The following is an 18,138-nucleotide window of genomic DNA, read 5'->3' on the forward strand; positions in this document are numbered from 1 at the left end:
ATTTCTTGTTTTTATGTTTAATATGTATTTTGTGTTGATATGCTATTGATCTATAGCTTTATGTTTTGATGATCGTATTCAATCTTGTAAGTAAATATCCCTTTTGGATGATTTTGCAGTTTCACTTCAACAATATTCCCATATTCATCATATTGATGTTCTGAAACGAGTTGGTATCCATCATACAAGATTGAGGTAACTTCTCTTGTTTGATAGAACAACATGGCCATCGAATTCGCGGTTTGTAGTTGATCTTGTATCAATGTTAAAGCTGTTGGGACCATTATATCTTTGCACAATCCCAAATTGGAATTAGTATTGATTTCTAAAGCTTTGATATCACCAGTAAGAATGGTTTTTAAGTCATTATTCTCACCTAGAAAGAAATGCGATTTTTTGGTATCATTGGTAACCAAATAACTATGATTCTGCAGATCATAATGTACCCGCATGTTAAAAAACTCCTCACCTCTATGAAGGTATATTTGAGTAAGGATTCCCTGGTCGTATACAAATCGAAAGTTTGATTTTGAAACTGCCGGATTCGTAGAAGTTTCTGTAATTTCTGAGATATTGTCTTCATCATTATATCGGATAAACGCCGTGGTTATATGATGATTATGCGAATTGGATCTGATAATGGATAGTAAACGATGATACTCATCATATCCAAAAGCTGTGGTCGTTTGTTGCTCTGGATGTTCCTCATTGATTTCGATTATTTTTTTGGGAAGCCAATAAGCAAAACTTGGTTTTGGTTTGTAAAAAGCTCCAAAAGAACAATTCAAAATGAATAAGAGTGTGAAAATTCTGGTCATAATTTTAGTCTTTACACTCCTTTATGCGGAATTCCACAAAAGGTTAACATGTAATGACTTTTTGACCGAAGTTTAAAACATAAAAATTACACTTTCTCCCAGATTTTGTCGGCATTTAATCGAAAACTGCCTAAATGATCAAAAGTACATTCATCTGGAGAAATGATGGATAAAAAAGGATTCTGATCTTTATTACGATACAAGTGATACATCTCTCCTACAATGGGTTCAAAAGTGAATTTGGCACTGTAGACCAAATTGTTATACTCGTATTCTTCTAGCAAAGCATCATATGCTGCTTTGAGCTCATCATATCGAGCTTTAATTTGTTTATTTACCTTATGAATATTGGTGTTTTTCCAGGCAACAGTATCATTCGTAGTAATCACTGGCGCTCCCAAATCTGTTGCATAAGGCTTGAGGGCTGCATCATAACTTTCGCTTTCCTCATTATATACGATATGGTCTGGTTTTTTCTTTTTCATCTATCTTGGCTATATAATACTCCTTTGATTACAAAATAATAATTATTGATCGTATGCACCAATTATCGCTTTGAAATCTTATTATGTGTTATTTGTTTTTGTCTTGTGCACTTAAAACGTCCTTCTTCAAAAGAGCGCTTCTTCAGGTGTTTGGTTTTTCTACCCTGTACACGTTTTCGCCACATTCTAAAACTCGAAGGTTTCATCTGTCGGCGCATTAATTGTATTACTTCTTGCTCTTTGAGCCCAAATTGTAATAAAATGGCATCAAAAGGCGTACGGTCTTCCCATGCCATTTCTATAATTCTGTCAATATCTCGTATGGATAACTCTTTCATCTATTCTATTTTTTTCTTCCAGGAAGGGTATGTTTTTTCAAAATTCGTACTGCTTCACGCTGTACCAAGGGATCATCTTTCATATCCCATAAAGCTTTACTTGCCGTTTTCCGAGTGGAATGAATATCTACTATTGGAAATGGATAGTCTTCTCCTAACACAAAGTTGTTAAACTTTTGATCCAAGGTGGTCATCTTATAAGGCTCATGGATAAATTCTGCTGGAACATTGCGCAGTTCTGGCACCCATTTTTTGATGAATTCGCCTTCTGGATCATGCGTAATACTATTCTTTACCGGATTGTATACCCGTAGCATATTGATTCCAGTTTCTCCTGCTTGCATCTGTAGTTGTGGAAAATGAATTCCCGGTTCGAAGTCCAGAAATAAACTAGATAAATAGGCACTCGCTTCTTGCCAGGGTTGCCATAAGTTATGTGTAAAAAAAGATACCACCATCGCCCGCATCCTAAAATTGAGATATCCTGTTTCCTTCAGACAGCGCATACAAGCATCGATCAAAGGATAGCCTGTTTTTCCTTCGCGCCAGGCATTTTGATACTCCGCAGACACTTTCTTTTTAAGTCTGTGATATCCCTTGTTTATACTTTCGAATTCCATAACATCTTCCATCTCGAATTTTTGTATGAAATGGACCTGCCAATGCAACCTAGAGGTAAAAGCATCAATTTGTTTTTTGTTTTCGGATACCTTTCGAAATTCTATCGCATATTGAAATACTTGACGTATCGATAGATTTCCCCATGCCAGATATGGAGATAGACGGCTACATCCTTTCCGGGATAGTTCAGGCTTTGAAATGTGAAAACTATAATTTTTATACCTTCCTTTATAGAAGAAAGATTTCAAATATCTCATAGCGGTTTCGGTACCTCCCCGTTGAAATTTGGAGGCCTCATCTACTTCCAAAGATTCAATATTAAATACTTTTTCCAGGCCTTTTATTTTCTCCAATGGGATAAAATTATCCTTGGTAGCCTTACATTCAAATTGGGGTTCCGTTAGGTATTTTTCAAAATCTTCCTTCCACGTGCTTCTGTTTTTTAATCCTCTGATGATTCCATTATTACCATTTTCGATCCAGGTAATCAAATTGTTTTTACAGAATATCCTGAACACTTTATCTCGATCATAGGTTTTACGTATTCCTGTTTCCTGATGAGAAAACACAGTATCTATTTTCCAAAATTGCTGGAGTGTACTAAAAACCTGAATCACCTCAGAAGAAACCGCCAGTACTTTGGTATTATAAGCCGTTAACTCATGATTCAAATCAATAAGTGATTGTCTAATGAAGTTCCAGTGCCGCTCACTGTAATGGTGATCCTCTTTTAACGATTTTTCAAAAACATACAATAGTAAAGTAGGTTTACCCGAAGATATTGCGTTATGGATCGCTTCGTTATCCTCTAAGCGCAAATCTCTTTTAAACCAAACTACATTCACCTGCTCTTTTACATTAGTACTCATCCGCATTCTGTATTATATCGTTTGCTCTTTTCTTTAAACTCATCAGTTGATCCGTGTCCATTTTGTCCAATAGATTCAACATCATTCGCATTCGCTGATTGGATGAAAAGTAAGTTCTTTTTTCATCCAAAAAATTCCAATACAAGGAATTAAAAGGACATGCATCATCTTCTACTTTTTTAGACACTTTGTAATGGCAATTTTTACAATAATTACTCATTTTATTAATGTAACTACCGCTAGATACATAGGGCTTTGTGGCGACCAATCCCCCATCTGCAAATTGACTCATACCTCTCGTATTCGTGATTTCTACCCACTCTATAGCGTCGATATAAATCCCCAAATACCATTCGTCTACCGCATCGGGATGAATTTGTGTAAGCAATGCGTAATTACCCGTAATCATAAGTCTTTGGATGTGATGGGCATACGCTTCGTCCAAACTTTGTTTGATTGCATGGTGCATGCAATTCATCTTTGTATCGGCGGTCCAGAAAAATCTGGGAGCGTATTGTGATTATCTAAAGCATTTAAACCTTTGTAATCCGGCATTTTCGCCCAATACATCCCGCGCATGTATTCTCTCCATCCCAAAATTTGACGCACAAAACCTTCAACCTGAGAAATGCTAATATCATCCTGATGTTCTCTCCAATAGGTTACCACCGTACCAATGACTTCTTTTGGGCTCAACATCTTGCTATTCATAGCAAAGGAAAGTCGACTATGAAAAAGAAATCTTTGCTCTTCATGCATGGTATCTTGATAGTCCCCAAAAAACTGTAATAAGTGTTTACAGAAGTAGTTCAATAAATCCAATGATTCTTCTCTACTTATTGGCCAATTAAACCGTTTGGAGTCAATATTTCCTATCGTCTGTACATCTTGATCTCTAATCAAACTGACAATAGATGCAACATCGTGATTATAGGTTTTCTCATTTGGAATTTCAGGAGACCCTGTCCATTTCTTTCGATTGCTTTGATCAAAGTTCCATTTTCCTCCTTCCGGGTTTTTGGAGTCCAACATCATAATATCGTACCTTTTGCGCATATAGCGATAAAAGTATTCCATCACGTACTGCTTCTTCCCATCAAAAAAGTTTTTAAAATCAGTACGAGAGGTCAAAAAATGTTCGGTATCAAAGGCATTGGTATCTATATCAATAGTATCACAAAAACCTTTCAATTGTTGATCCAAACGGTATTCGTCTGGTAATTGATACTCGAATCTGGTAATACTTTTTTCTGTGATAATTTGCGAAAGGTTCTTTACCAAATCTTGTTGATTTCTGGGATCATCAAGTGTATAATAAATGACATTGAATCCTTGATTTTTTAACCCTTCAGAAAAATTACGCATCGACAAAAAGAATGCGGTTACTTTCTGGATATGATGCTTTACGTAATCTGTTTCCTGACGCATCTCGGCCATGAAATAACATACTTCTTCATCAATATCCTGAAACCAGGAATGCTGCTGATTGAGTTGATCACCAAGAATTAATCGTAATACCATATTAAAATAATGTAGGTTGAAGCCAAATGCTTTGATATTTTTGTTGGGGGTCGTAGCGCTCTGCCTGTAGTTTTATATTAAATTTTCGATCTCTGGGGTCGTTACCTACTCCAGCCACATACATCCAGTTGCCGTAATTACTATGTACATCATAATCGATCAAAAGTGACTCGAAATATGCCGCTCCAATTCTCCAATCCAACTCCAATTCTTTGGCAAAGAATGAGGCTACATTCTGACGACCTCGATTACTCATCCATCCTGTATATTTCAACTCCAGCATATTGGCATTTACAAAAGGTTCAAACGTCTCTCCATCTATCCATTTTTGTATAGCTTCCTTATTATCACTCCAATCATACGAACGTTCTAATATTCCTTTTTGCCAGAAAATTGCATTTCCATATTGCAGAGAGATGTATTTAAAGAAATCTCTCCATATTAGTTCAAAAATTAACCAGTAGGTAGAATCATTTTTTGCGATTTGTTGCTCATACTTTTTTACCTCGTGGTAAATAGTTCGTGGCGAAATACACCCATTTGCCAGCCATGCAGATAATTTTGAACTATAGTTAGTACCAATTAATCCGTTTCTGGTTTTTTTGTAATATGACAATTTTTTTGTGTCCCAGAAATAAGAGGTGATTCGTTGCAATCCTTCATTCTCGCCTCCTTTAAAAGGAAATGCTGATCTATGATCTGGCTGAAATGCTTCAAAACCCAGATCAACTAAGGAGGGAAATGTTGTATCATTTGTAATCATATTAGACTCCGGAAGTCTTTCGATATCCACTTCGGGTCTCACCTTACTATATTTCTCACACTTCTTTCTGAAATTGGTAAACACCTTTGGGATATCTGTTATCTCAAAAGGAATATCTTCTGGATGAAACAAAAACTGATCGTAGTGTTCAAACCAATCAACAGTATAATGTTTCAATGAGCTTTTGACTGCAGCCAGGACGTCGTTCTCTTCTTGAGCCCATTCTCTTTGCAGGTATACTGCAGCTATGTCTCTATCTTCAAAAAACTGTGGTAATACATCCTCGGGGAATTGTCGATAAACAAACAATGGTATATTGAGTTGTGCTAAGTTCTCCTTTAACTCCGAAACAGATTCTAGTAGAAATTTGGCCCTAAACTTTCCAGTTTTCCTAAACCCAAATCTATCAGTTTCAAAAAGTCTAGGATCAAAAAAATACATCCCGATCACATTCGTGTTCTCCGATACCGCTTTTTGTAATGAAGTATTATCTTTTGTGCGTAGATCATTTCTAAACCAAACCAGTCCCGTCTTACTCATACTGCCATTTTTTTGTTTCTTCTACACCTTTCACTACAATATTTTACCTCATCCCATACTTTTTCCCATTTTTTCCTCCAGGTAAAAGGTCTTTTACAAGCAATGCAGGTTTTTTGGGGAAGGTTACTTTTTTTCATCAGCAAAACATTGTTTAACAAATTTAATAAATAGTTAAACAAAAAAGAAGTGATTGATTCACCTTTAACAGAATAAATAACTATTGTATACGTATTACCTCATCATCGGTAACTGCAAAAATCTGATCTCCTTCTTCGACATCCATGATATGTTTACCCGTAAAACTCCCAAAAGAAGGCAAGATCAATTGGTTGGACTTTTTTACAAAACAGGATACGGTAAGGGATTGTTTTGCAACACCTCTTAAACGAATTCCAGGATGGATATGCCCTGCGATATTAAATAACCCATCACGAGTTTCGGGATGATGTGTAAGAAATAGGGTATTTACCATTAATTCATCGACGACCTCGATCTGTAATTCTTCATATTTCAAAGGCGATATTACATCGTGATTCCCTTCAATCAGTATGATTTTTGCCGACATGGACTTTACCCATTCTGAAAACAATACCCATTCATTATTCAAATAACTATGAAACAAATCCCCTAAAAAGCAGATTGTTTTGGGTTGAAAATAGGCGTTGACCTCATTTAATTGGTCAAAATTCTCGGCAATCACAGATTGAGGTACTGCACTACCATGTTTTCTGAAATGAGTGACCTTTCCTAAATGCACGTCAGCAATTAAAAGCAAGTTTTGCTCACGCCAATACATAGCACCACTGGGGTGAAGTTCAAAATTCTGGGTATCAATATGTAGGTTTGCGGTTTCCATTACACATCCAAAACTACTATTTTTCGAGTTGTACTCGCATTTTTTTGATACGATCCGCTAACTTCTCTGAAGACAATTTCTCACGCAGACGATCAGTAATAATCGGAAACGAAAAGGGAGTTGGCTTCTTACAATCTTTCCAAATGATATTTTGAGTTGCAATCCGTTCCATGGCTTGCTGTAATCGTCCTTCTTCTAATTGATGGGCAAAAGTTTCTGTAAAAGCCTGTTGAAACAACAAATTATCCGACTCATAATCTCTAAATACATTAAAAAACAACTGTGAACTGGACTGAAGGTGCTTGCTTTTCAGCATTTTATCAGGATAACCTGTAAATACCAATCCCGAAATCACCGCTATATCTCTGAATTTTCTTCTAGCCATCTCTGTCGAATTCAAACTCTTTCGCAAATCGCTATGCAAAAAACGGGTAGTAAAAAGATCATTATCCAACACTTGTTGCATGTCTATTTGCTGATCAGATAATAACTCGAAGCCATAATCATTAAATGCAATAGAAAAACTAATTGGGGATAATAAACTGATACGATAGGCCAACAAACTCCCCAGCGCTTCATGTACAAAACGCCCCTCAAAAGGATAGAAAATCGCATGGTAACCTTCTCTGGTTTTAAAGGTTTCGATCAAAAACTGATCAGGGCCAGGAATAATACTTTCTCTTTGTTGCCTTTCAAAAATATGGGATAAGGCTCTTAGCTCTTTTGATTTCCCTGAACTTGCGTTGGCCAGGTACAGCTCTTCTCTCAACAATTCACTCATCTCTGAAGAAAAACTCATTCGTCCCCCCATCCAACTAGGCACTTTGGCGGTCTTTTGGGTAGATTTTTTTACTAAAACCTGCATGTTTTTCACCTTAAAGAGTTCCAAATTACGACCTGCAAAAGTAAATACATCTCCCGGTTTTAGTTTTGAGATAAACCATTCCTCGATGGATCCCAGATAGCCTCCTTTTAAATATTTTACTGTCATAATCGTATCGCTTACAATGGTGCCTATCTGCAGACGATGTCTCATCGCAACTCCTCTGCTATTTACCTTAAATTTCCCATCAGCTTCGATCTCTACTTTCTTGTATTCGTCATAGGCCTGTAGGCTCTGAGCACCTATTGTAATAAAATTGAGCACCCATTGATATTCTTCTTCGGTTAAGGTTTGGAAACAAAAAGTACTCTTTATTTCTGGAAATATATCTTTTGGGTAAAAGCCGTTGGATACGGCCAAGGTCGTAAGATACTGTACTAAAACATCAAAACAATTGAGATATGGAATACGATCTTCAATCTCTTTTTTCACCACTGCTTTTTGTAAGGCAGAGGCTTCAATAAGTTCGATCGCATGAGTAGGCAAAAAATAAATCACACTTTCTTTACCTGGTTGATGTCCACTACGCCCAGCTCTTTGCATAAATCTTGCTACTCCTTTCGGTCCTCCGATCTGGATAATGGTTTCTACCGGAGCAAAATCTACTCCCAAATCCAGACTTGAAGTGCATACCACTGCCTTCAATACTTCATCTCGAATCGCATGCTCTACCCAAATTCGAGTTTCTTTGTTGATACTCCCATGGTGCATCGCGATCTCGCCTGCAAATTCGGGATACCGTTCTAGGATTTTTTGAAACCAAATCTCACACTGGGCTCTGGTGTTGGTAAAAAGCAAGGTCGTTCTGCTATTCTTAATAATCGGAACCACCTCATCCAGAAGATGTAACCCCAAATGCCCTCGCCACGGAAAAGTTTCCATCTCTTTGGGAATGATGGATTTTACCTTGATTTTTTTGGCAATATTTGCCTTGATCAACACCGAATTCTTAAACGCTTCAGATTGAGGCCCCAAGAGCACTTCTTTGGCCTGATCCAAATTACCAATGGTTGCCGAAATTCCCCAGATACGAAGTTTTGGTGCAACAGTCTTTAAGCGAGAAATCCCCAATTCCATTTGTACTCCTCGTTTGCTGCCCAATAACTCATGCCACTCATCCACCACAATGGCGGTTACCTCTTTAAACATTTTATCATAGTCTTTCGAGGCTAGCAAAAGATGTAAACTTTCTGGAGTAGTAATCAATAAATCCGGCATGGACCTTTTCTGGGCGGCTCTCACTTTTTGTTCAGTATCCCCTGTGCGGATTCCTACAGTTAATGGGACATCAATCCCTTCTACAAAACGTTCTGCAGCCTGTTTGATTTCTATAGACAATGCTTTTAATGGGGTAATCCAGATCGCTTTCAGGCCTTTTTTATGTTTGGAAGCGTAATTTGGATTTCTCTTTATATAATCCAATACAATACCTACCCAAAGTGCATAGGTTTTACCACTACCCGTAGGCGCATTGAGTAATCCATGTTTTCCTTGCAGAAAAGCAGTCCATGTTTGTTTTTGAAACGCAAAAGGAGTCCAACCTTGCGTCTCAAACCAATCTACTGCTATGTGTTGTAATTCTTTTCTATTCATGGTCTACTCCCTGGATGGGATCATTGCTTTTAAGTCCTCTAGGCTATTGGCTTCTTCTATCTTTTTGTCTTGCCTCCATCGTAGAATACGTGGAAACCGAGTTGCAATACCGCTTTTATGTCTTTTGGATAGTGCAATGCCTTCAAAAGCAATTTCAAAAACCAATTCTGGAGTAACACTACGTACTGGGCCAAAACGCTCTACTGTATTTTTTTTGATCCATGCATCTACTTGCCTGAATTCTGCATCGGTCAATCCAGAATAGGCCTTTGCAAAAGTGACCAACTCTTTCTGTTCCTGATCCCAAAGGGCAAAGGTGTAATCGGTAAATAGATTAGATCTTCGTCCATGACCTCTCATGGCGTAAGTAAGCACTGCATCTATGGTTAAAGGATCTACTTTCCATTTCCACCAATCTCCTTTTTTACGACCTACTTGATAGGGAGAATCTTTTCGTTTTAACATCAGCCCTTCACTATGTTTCTCTCTGGATTTGGCTCTTTCCTTTTCTACTGCTGACCAGGAATCGAAATACATTTTTTCTGAAAGTTGAAAGGTAAGATTGTCGGCATTACTGTAATTGGAGGTATACTCCTTGTGCAGCGTTTCTAATATCTCTCTACGTTGATCATAAGGTTGTTGTCGGATATCCTTTCCATCCCATTCTAATAGATCATATGCTCTCAAGACCACCGGAGTTTTGGTCAACAGTGCTTTGGATACTGTTTTTCTCCCAATTCGGGTTTGTAGGTCATTAAAACTTCCTATCTGACCATTTGGGAATGGCAAAATTTCTCCATCTATTACCGTTCCATCAGGAATCTGATCTATAAATTGATGAAACTCGGGATATTTGTCGGTAACGAGTTCTTCTCCTCGACTCCATACAAATAGGTGCCCATCTCGAATGATAAGCTGTGCTCTAATCCCATCCCATTTGTGCTCTGCACTCCAATCTTGTACATCGCCCAATTCTGAAACTTCATTTTCTACTGCATAAGCTAGGTAAAATGGATAGGGTTTTGACAAATAGTCCTGAGCCCGTTCTGCTACCACCAAATCATGGAAAGAAATGGTATTAGGATCCCAATTCCCCATTAATTTATACGCCAAAATATCTTCGTCGATCTGAGTAGCTTTGGATAATGCTCTGGTCATCAACTTTTGACTAACTCCTATCCTAAAACCACCAGTGATCAATTTGGTGAACACGAAACGTTCGTAATAATTGAGTTCTCTAAGGTTATCTTGTAAATACTCTTTTTTCTCAGGTTCCTCTTTCTTTTTAAGCGCTAAAATTTCTTGTAAAAACTGGGTCAGGCTTTTCTCTGTATGTTGTTCTGAAGAAGGAACGACCAGTGCTATGGTTTCTGCCAAATCTCCCACGATATGATAAGATTCTTCAAACAACCAAAGTGGAATACTTGATAATTCTGAAGCCCAGGAACGTAGTAAAGTAGTGTTTACAGGTCTCGGCGGGCGCCTATGAGAGAGGATAGCAATCGTCCACACCTTATCTGGACCTTCTGCTTCTTTGAAATAAGAAGCTAGCGCATCCACTTTTACGTTAGTTTTATTGGTACTATCCAGTTTTTTGATCAATTCGGCAAAACGTTTCATCCGTCCACCTCACTTTCTTTTTTTGTTTCCAGTTCATTGAGTTCTCCTTCATATTGCGTTCTTTCGGTTCTGGCATCGTATCCCAGCTCTCTCAAATACCTTGAAAAAATATCGGTATACCCATGGGTGCTTATTATTTTTTGTGCACCTGTGGCCTTTACAGCATCTAACAATCCCTGCCAATCGCAATGATCAGAAAGTACAAAGCCTTTATCAATAGCTCTTCTGCGACGTGCTCCCCTAAAGGTCATCCAGCCACTTGCCGAAGCGGTTTCATAAGGCACCATTTTTCGGATCCAGGTGCTCCCATGGGCACTTGGCGGAGCAACTACAATATTGCCTTTCAATTCTTCTTTGGAAACTGCTGCTGTAATTAATGTGGTTTCCGATAATTTGGCCATAGGTCGTATTACCTTAGTCATATTTTCGACTGCTCCATGAGTATATATTTTACCAATCGAAGTATCGAGATGTTTGAGTAGTCGTTGTGCCTTACCCAAAGTGTACCCAAACAATACTGAGGTTTTCCCTTCAGATTGATTGGATGCCCACCAACTATTGATATCTGAGAAAACTTCCTTTTGCGGGACCCATCGAAATGCAGGTAATCCAAAGGTACATTCTGTAATGAAGGTATGACATTGTACAGGCTCAAAAGGAGTGGAAATACCATCGTCTTCAATTTTATAATCCCCGGTAAACACCCATACTTCTCCTTGGTGTTCTACTCGTACCTGCGAACTCCCAATAATATGGCCCGCTGGGTGGAGAGAGAATTTCACATTGTTGATCATAAAAGACTCTTCATATCCGATCCCGGTAACCGAAATATTTCCTAACCGATGTTTGATAATAGGAACATTATCATGATGCGTAATGTACTGTTTATGTCCCCAACGGCTATGATCCGCATGGCCATGAGTAATAATCGCTTTATCTACTTTTCGCCAAGGATCAATATACACGTCTGCTGCTTCGCAATAAATACCATTTTCATTAAATATAAGCAGCGGTGTTTTCATTTGTTTTAGCAAAGATTACTTTGATACGGTGGTTTCATTTCAAAATACGATTTTTGATAAATGCACAAAAAACACTACAGTTAAAAGTATAGTGCGCCACCAGTTTTTCTGTATTATTCTTGCCACCGAATACTCATCTACTTCATCAAAAGAAATCCTGTTATGCATCGGAACAAATTGAAAGAACGTCTGCATCCAGACCACAATAATGAGTATTAAGAGAAATAGGTGTATGATATCAAAATGAGTAATTACTTTTACAATTGCCAAACTTAACTGGCCAATCATAAGCGGCATTACGATATATGCAATTCTATTTACATATTGTTTATGCCATCGCATTAAATCAGGCCTTTGATAAAATGTAAGACCGGGGTAAATTACCAGCTGAACAATCCAGATTAAGACTAGCATCCCGAAATCAAAAACTAATCCTGCAATTTCTGTATTCATATTATTCTTGCATTAAGGAATCAAGTCGTGCTCTTATCGGTTCATGACTTACTATGAAGTTCGAAAAATCTTTAGCCCATGTTTGATAGGTTAACTTTGAAGGATGAACTCCATCGCTAAAAAAATCTTTAGCGTCCTCATTAATATTCATTTTTTGCTTCCAGCTATCAATAGTGACGATCTGTTCCTGATAATACACATTATCGAACTTTGATACTAATACTGCCAATTCTTTTCCTAATATTTCTACAAGATTTCCTATCGTAAATTTTATTGCAGGGGTAAACGCTGGAAACTCTTTGATAGGAGGCATATTAGTAAAGACAATGATACTATCTTTATATCTAGTTTGTAAGATATGAATTAATTCCTGAATGTGACGTTTCCATTTATTCGGACGGTTAAGGGTAAATGCATCATTTCCTCCTAATCCTATAATGATTACGTCTGCATGCTGCTCTTTGATTTTACGGATAAGTCTTTGGGAAACCATTTTGGCTGTGTATCCGCTTTTGGCATATACTTTCCAGGTGATATTTGCGTTCAAATGGGAGGCTAATTCACTTGCCAAGGCTCCAGAAAAACCTTCCTCATGGGTTGCGACTCCAACTCCGGCCATTGTACTTTCTCCGATAATAAGAATATCTAGATGTTTACTTGTAGGTAAGGTAACTTTACCGTGATTTCCTTTTGCTTCAGGTAATGAAGGAACTTCTCTTCTTATACGTTTCCCTTGAAAATACATGATCGGTAAAAGGGGGATTGATAAGATGACTCCTAATAGGTATTTAAAATTCATCTACTCAATTTTCTTATGCCGATTGACTGTTTTTGAGTACATCTATTTTTTTCAGAATTTCTTCTGCCTCTGCATATTTTTTATCGCTTTCTGCTCTATTAATGCTAGATAACTCATGCCATTGACTCATCAATTTCTCATACTTCTTCTGAAGCACATCTATTTCTGACTTCTTCTTAAATAATCCAAACATGTCTCTTATTTTAGATGTTACAGCGTGATTAATCCTTCAAATAATTTTGCAATTCCGCAATTTTAGCGGGTGTGTTGAATACCCCTCCATAATACGAAGTAACTGTAGCAGACGTATCATCTTTAATACCTCTGGAAGACACACATAAGTGCTTGGCATCTATAATGACAGCTATATCCTCGGTATTTAAAATTTCTTTCAAATCCAAAGCGATCTGATTGGTTAACCTTTCTTGCACTTGTGGACGTTTGGCATAATATTGTACAATCCGGTTTAGTTTGGACAGACCGATCACCTTTCCCGAAGAAATATAAGCCACATGCGCTTTCCCTATAATAGGAACAAAATGATGCTCACAGTTGGAATAAAAAGAAATATTCTTTTCTACTAGCATCTGGTTATATCGATACTTATTATCAAAAAGTGCAATCTTGGGTTTATTTTTGGGATCTAAACCAGAAAAGATCTCATCAATATACATTTTGGCAACTCGTTTTGGAGTTCCTTTGAGTGAATCATCGGTAAGATCTAACCCCATAACATCCATAATTTCTCCAAATAAGGATGCAATGCGTTCTTTCTTTTCTTCATCCGAAATCTCAAAAGCATCTGGTTTCATTGGAGTTTTAATACCTGTATATAAATGGTCGTCTCCTATCTCTTCATGAGTAAAGCCATTTAACACATAACCATTGGTGGGATCTAGCGTGGTATCTTCAAATTTCATAGCAATTTTTAATGTTTATGGTTAGAGGGGAGCTACAAGAAATACTTACATTTTTTTGTAGCCATTCTCTAAGTTAAGTCATTAATCAACAAATCGTCGATTTGTGTACTACTCAAAATTACAAAATTGTTTAACTACTAATCTAAAACATTAAACAATAATTAACATAGTACTATAAGATTTATTGATGATGCCTTACATCTTTGTGGATTGAGAAAAGTGATTTGTAGAAGAGATTAATACTCTTATAAGAAGGAAAACGGTCTATTGAACTATATTTCAACAACCTGATGTTGCATTATCTAGTCCTGTCAAAGTACTATCGTTTAAACGGGCAATCACATTTTGGATAATATCCCTAGTTAACATTTTACCTGTACAGCCTTTTACATTGGGAATTGTATGAATTAGCGCTTTCTTTTCTAACGGTAGTTCTACCCCTAGCATGATCATTATAGAAACATTTTTGAATCTGGTATCTAGCTTTTGAAATTCTTTCAAAAACTCCCATCCATCCATAACTGGCATATTAATATCCAAAAAAATCAAATCTGGAATATAAGGTAGATTCAAGATATTCAATGCATCTAAACCATTTACTGCTATTTTTAAATCTTTGGGTGTCGCCACTTTTTCTATCATTACTTTATTGAAAAAGTTCGTTGCCTTACTATCATCAATAAGTAAGAATTTTAGATTGTTTCTAAGTTGTGGCGCCATATGTTACAGAATTTAAATAGTACTCATACTCATGTTGCTATTCGATACGAAAAATGTTTTTGTAACATTCTATTAATATCAAATTGTGTTAATGGCTTATTAATGAAATCATTTACATACTTGTTTTCTCCTGCTCTCTCTAAATCTCGAGGATCACTAGAAGTAGACAGCATTATGATTTTTATATTTTCTTTTATTTCATTTCCTAATCTTGCGAATTCTCTTAAAAAATCCCAACCACTCATAAACGGCATATTGATATCCAAAAAAATAAGGTCTGGCTTTATATTTAGTTTTTGGTCCAGATTTTTTAAGTAATCCAAAGCTTCCATCCCACCTTGTAAGGTTTTCACATTTTTAAAAGCCCCGTGTTTTAACAGTAAATATCTATTAAAAAAAGTGGTCGCCCTATCGTCATCAATTAATAAAGATGCATTAATAATATTGTTCATTAGTGTAACAGGTTTTAATAAAAAATAAATGTTCTGGGTATGTGATGTAATGGGGGTGGCATTACATTGAATTTGAGAAAATGATGTTTTAATCATTTGCCTTATCAATTCGAGCACGAAATTAGAACACTGTGCGAACAAGCTGATGTTATCAAAAAGAAATTAGAGTGTTTTTATCGATGAAATTCAATAAAAATCGACGAAAAGCATTTTTTGTAATGTTTTTATTCCCAACAAGTTAATTAGTATTTTCAATCTTACATAAATGCCATAATCCAACAGTATTTTTACCATAAAATATAGTTGTAAAATGAGACTATTCCATTTTATACCATTTCGAGGTTATAGTTTTTGACCTTTGCTTTTTTATATTTTCTACCGTACCAGAGTAAAATCCCACTTACTGGAAGCGAAGCACAAATCAAACTGGCTAAAAAAGCAATGATTTTTCCGACAATACCACCAATAGCTCCTATATGAATATCATAATTCATTCGTATTACTTTATCTGCAAAGCTGGCATTTTTATACTTCCCATAAATACTTGGGGTTTCAATTTCGGCAAGCGTATTTTGATCAAAAAAGAGGTAATCCATATTGTAATACAGCCCTTTGGAGTTACTTACTTCTACCAGAACCGAAGTAGAATCATTTTCTGGATAGTGTAATTCAAAACTCTTTGCTTCTTTATAAACATCGTACAACATTGGGATTAACTGGTCGTATTTTGGAGCTGCATCCTTTTCCACAACAAGTCTTGTTTCGCTTTCTGGAATTACAAATCTCGGATCATTACTACCTCCAGTTGCCTTGTAAGCAATAAAGTAAAACCAATTAAAGGCCATCACACATCCGGTAAAAGCGAAAATCAAACCAAAAGTCGAAACATAAAAACCTACTACGGTGTGCAAGTCAAAATTCTTACGTTTCCAACGGGTTTTTGCATTCCAATCTAACTTCAGGCGTTGTTTCCAGTTTTTATTATTTCTGGGCCACCATAGAAATAACCCGCTTATCAAAATGAATAAAAATAATAGGACTGAATAAGAGACAATTCTGGATCCTATAGCATCAGGTAGCCATATACGTAAGTGTCCTTTCAGCACAAAGCCAAAAAAACCAGCATCATTATCGATCTGCTTTATGAATGCTCCATTATATGGATTTAAATATACGCTGTGGTAAAAAACTTCGGGTTCAGCTTCGTAAAAAACTACTTCTATAGCTTCGTTAGACTTACCATAGATCACTCCATGAATAGTTCTATTGGGAATAACCTGCTCTGCCAAATTTTTGATTGTTGAAGCGGGAAGAAATGCCTGTTCTTGAGGAGTTACGTACTTATAATCATCATAGAAACTTTCAATTTCTTCCTTAAAAACCCATAAACAACCTGTTATAGATACTACGAACACTACCAAACCTGTTACCAAACCCAATATTCTATGGATTTTAAGAATGGTTTTACGTGTATTTTTCTTCTTTGGCATGATAAGCAGATATAAAAAAGACACTCTCCTCTGCGCAACGGCTTCAGAGAGTGTTGGGGATATAATTGAGTTAGTTAGTTACTTTGAAAATTCCTTTAAGTCCTAATCCTAAAACTTTTGCTCCTTGTGTAGCTGTAGCTGTTTCGGGATCTACAATATATACATGGGTTTCTGTATCTGTTGAACTACTGATATATGCTTTACCATCCTCTACAAACATAGGCGAGGTGTATCGATGCCCGTGCACTGGGATTCCGGTTACATCTGTCACTGTTTTTGCCTCAAGATCAATTACCACTAATTTGAATACATCTTTTTTGAAGAAAGCTCCCCACTCTAAGGCACCATTAGTATCATCTACAATGATTCTTCCAATCGCTTTACCATTACCCACATAATCCATCCAGAACAACTTACCGCCATTGGTTGCTTCTTCGATATTAAAGAAATAATCGGTATCAAATTCTGTGGCTCCATTTCTAATTCTTAAAATTCCTGAAGGTTTGGTTGCTGCTGTAAATCCAGCACTTAGTGCCGAAGTAGAGAATGAATAAATATCACCATTCTCTGTCTTTTCTATACCTGTGCTATGTCCGTTTACTCCAATTGGACTAGTTCGAGTATCTTCAATAATTTTTTCTAGCTCCATCCCTGGATAATTGAAAACTGCCAAATAAGCACGATCCACATCTGGAGTTACAAAAGATCCATCGGCCAACCATTTGTGATAAGACACAAACAATTTACCATCTCTAAGCACCATCCCGGTTACCCAAGGAATAGATCCCGGATTTTCGGCAGTACCATTACCCATATCGATATCAATAGGATGCTCTACAATTCTTTCTAACAATCCGGTTTCGGCATTGATAAAGTGGAAACGTTTATCAGAAAGCCCTCCGTAGGTTAACTCTACCGCAATTAAGGTTTGATCATCTACTGCCGCATAGTTATCTAATGTGGATTGAAAGGCGAAGTTGGCTATTTCATTTAGCGCTCCATTTTCATCCAATTGGTAGGCGATACATTTATCATCATCGGCATAACCCGCAGTAAACACCGTGTTTCCTGCTCCGTGAAAAAAGCGCCATCCTCGAAGTGGTGTTCCCTGACCTTCTACAGAGATTTCTCCAGTGGTTAATGATTCTAATGATGGCAACTCTAAAATATAGTCTACAGGACTTGCGTCTCCTACAGGAAAGGCCTCAAATCCTACTACGTATTTAGCAACAGCAGTTGGTTCGGGTTCTACCGGACTTCCATCATCGTCGCTTCCACATGAAATAGCAAACAGTGCTGTTGCAAGGAGTACCATTACATTTTTTATCCATTGTATTGTTTTCATTCTTGATATGATTTTAAATATTAGTGTTTA

18 protein-coding genes and 1 pseudogene are annotated in these 18,138 nt (G+C 36.9%); all 19 read right to left on the reverse strand.

Translation table 11 applies throughout. The features are described 5' to 3' along the window. Positions 1-50: 50 nt before the first annotated feature. The 19 genes and pseudogenes from AC0L3Q_RS20930 to AC0L3Q_RS21020 all read right to left on the reverse strand — a co-directional run bounded on the left by AC0L3Q_RS20930 (position 51) and on the right by AC0L3Q_RS21020 (position 18,108). Positions 51-818 (reverse strand): hypothetical protein, encoded by a 768-nt coding sequence (locus AC0L3Q_RS20930; protein ID WP_473282599.1) that lies wholly within the window; start codon positions 816-818, stop codon positions 51-53. A gap of 86 nt (positions 819-904) precedes the next feature. After that, positions 905-1,303, reverse strand: a complete 399-nt coding sequence (locus AC0L3Q_RS20935; RefSeq protein WP_473282601.1) for a DUF2452 domain-containing protein — start codon at positions 1,301-1,303, stop codon at positions 905-907. A gap of 62 nt (positions 1,304-1,365) precedes the next feature. Continuing rightward, positions 1,366-1,641 (reverse strand): TIGR03643 family protein, encoded by a 276-nt coding sequence (locus AC0L3Q_RS20940; protein WP_073319090.1) that lies wholly within the window; start codon positions 1,639-1,641, stop codon positions 1,366-1,368. Positions 1,642-1,646: 5 nt separating this feature from the next. Further along, on the reverse strand, positions 1,647-3,131 hold the full coding sequence (locus tag AC0L3Q_RS20945; protein ID WP_473282603.1) for a cryptochrome/deoxyribodipyrimidine photo-lyase family protein: 1,485 nt from the start codon (positions 3,129-3,131) through the stop codon (positions 1,647-1,649). Next, a pseudogene (locus AC0L3Q_RS20950) lies at positions 3,121-4,652 on the reverse strand (cryptochrome/photolyase family protein). Before AC0L3Q_RS20950 ends, AC0L3Q_RS20945 begins: the two are co-directional and overlap by 11 nt. A gap of 1 nt (position 4,653) precedes the next feature. After that, positions 4,654-5,955: a DASH family cryptochrome gene (locus AC0L3Q_RS20955; protein ID WP_473282605.1), complete on the reverse strand. Its 1,302-nt coding sequence runs from the start codon at positions 5,953-5,955 to the stop codon at positions 4,654-4,656. Next, positions 5,952-6,092: a DUF2256 domain-containing protein gene (locus tag AC0L3Q_RS20960; RefSeq protein WP_473282607.1), complete on the reverse strand. Its 141-nt coding sequence runs from the start codon at positions 6,090-6,092 to the stop codon at positions 5,952-5,954. Before AC0L3Q_RS20960 ends, AC0L3Q_RS20955 begins: the two co-directional genes overlap by 4 nt. 80 nt (positions 6,093-6,172) lie before the next feature. Then, positions 6,173-6,811, reverse strand: a complete 639-nt coding sequence (pdeM, locus tag AC0L3Q_RS20965; protein ID WP_473282609.1) for a ligase-associated DNA damage response endonuclease PdeM — start codon at positions 6,809-6,811, stop codon at positions 6,173-6,175. A gap of 16 nt (positions 6,812-6,827) precedes the next feature. Continuing rightward, positions 6,828-9,287, reverse strand: coding sequence for a ligase-associated DNA damage response DEXH box helicase (locus AC0L3Q_RS20970; protein WP_473282611.1), 2,460 nt, complete (start codon positions 9,285-9,287; stop codon positions 6,828-6,830). Positions 9,288-9,290: 3 nt separating this feature from the next. After that, positions 9,291-10,907 carry an ATP-dependent DNA ligase gene (locus AC0L3Q_RS20975; RefSeq protein ID WP_473282613.1) on the reverse strand — a complete coding sequence of 539 codons (1,617 nt, stop codon included), beginning with the start codon at positions 10,905-10,907 and terminating at the stop codon, positions 9,291-9,293. Then, the gene (locus tag AC0L3Q_RS20980; RefSeq protein WP_473282615.1) at positions 10,904-11,929 is read right to left on the reverse strand and encodes a ligase-associated DNA damage response exonuclease; all 1,026 of its coding nucleotides are present in this window, start codon (positions 11,927-11,929) and stop codon (positions 10,904-10,906) included. The genes AC0L3Q_RS20975 and AC0L3Q_RS20980 overlap by 4 nt, the downstream gene beginning before the upstream one ends. 39 nt (positions 11,930-11,968) lie before the next feature. Then, a complete protein-coding gene (locus AC0L3Q_RS20985; RefSeq protein ID WP_473282617.1) occupies positions 11,969-12,382 on the reverse strand; it encodes a hypothetical protein in 414 nt (137 codons plus the stop codon). Between the two features lies 1 nt (position 12,383). Further along, positions 12,384-13,181: an SGNH/GDSL hydrolase family protein gene (locus AC0L3Q_RS20990; RefSeq protein WP_473282619.1), complete on the reverse strand. Its 798-nt coding sequence runs from the start codon at positions 13,179-13,181 to the stop codon at positions 12,384-12,386. Positions 13,182-13,194: 13 nt separating this feature from the next. Continuing rightward, a complete protein-coding gene (locus AC0L3Q_RS20995; protein WP_473282621.1) occupies positions 13,195-13,374 on the reverse strand; it encodes a Lacal_2735 family protein in 180 nt (59 codons plus the stop codon). A 28-nt stretch (positions 13,375-13,402) separates the two neighbouring features. Next, positions 13,403-14,101 carry a GTP cyclohydrolase I FolE gene (gene folE, locus AC0L3Q_RS21000; RefSeq protein WP_473282623.1) on the reverse strand — a complete coding sequence of 233 codons (699 nt, stop codon included), beginning with the start codon at positions 14,099-14,101 and terminating at the stop codon, positions 13,403-13,405. Between the two features lie 279 nt (positions 14,102-14,380). Further along, positions 14,381-14,821 (reverse strand): response regulator, encoded by a 441-nt coding sequence (locus AC0L3Q_RS21005; RefSeq protein ID WP_473282625.1) that lies wholly within the window; start codon positions 14,819-14,821, stop codon positions 14,381-14,383. Between the two features lie 29 nt (positions 14,822-14,850). Beyond that, positions 14,851-15,273, reverse strand: a complete 423-nt coding sequence (locus AC0L3Q_RS21010; RefSeq protein ID WP_073319154.1) for a response regulator — start codon at positions 15,271-15,273, stop codon at positions 14,851-14,853. Positions 15,274-15,599: 326 nt separating this feature from the next. Further along, on the reverse strand, positions 15,600-16,763 hold the full coding sequence (locus AC0L3Q_RS21015) for a PepSY-associated TM helix domain-containing protein (protein ID WP_473282627.1): 1,164 nt from the start codon (positions 16,761-16,763) through the stop codon (positions 15,600-15,602). A 70-nt stretch (positions 16,764-16,833) separates the two neighbouring features. Beyond that, a complete protein-coding gene (locus tag AC0L3Q_RS21020; protein ID WP_473282629.1) occupies positions 16,834-18,108 on the reverse strand; it encodes a DUF4374 domain-containing protein in 1,275 nt (424 codons plus the stop codon). Between the last annotated feature and the right edge of the window lie 30 nt (positions 18,109-18,138).

The organism is Aquimarina sp. KJ22-3 (assembly GCF_055808215.1).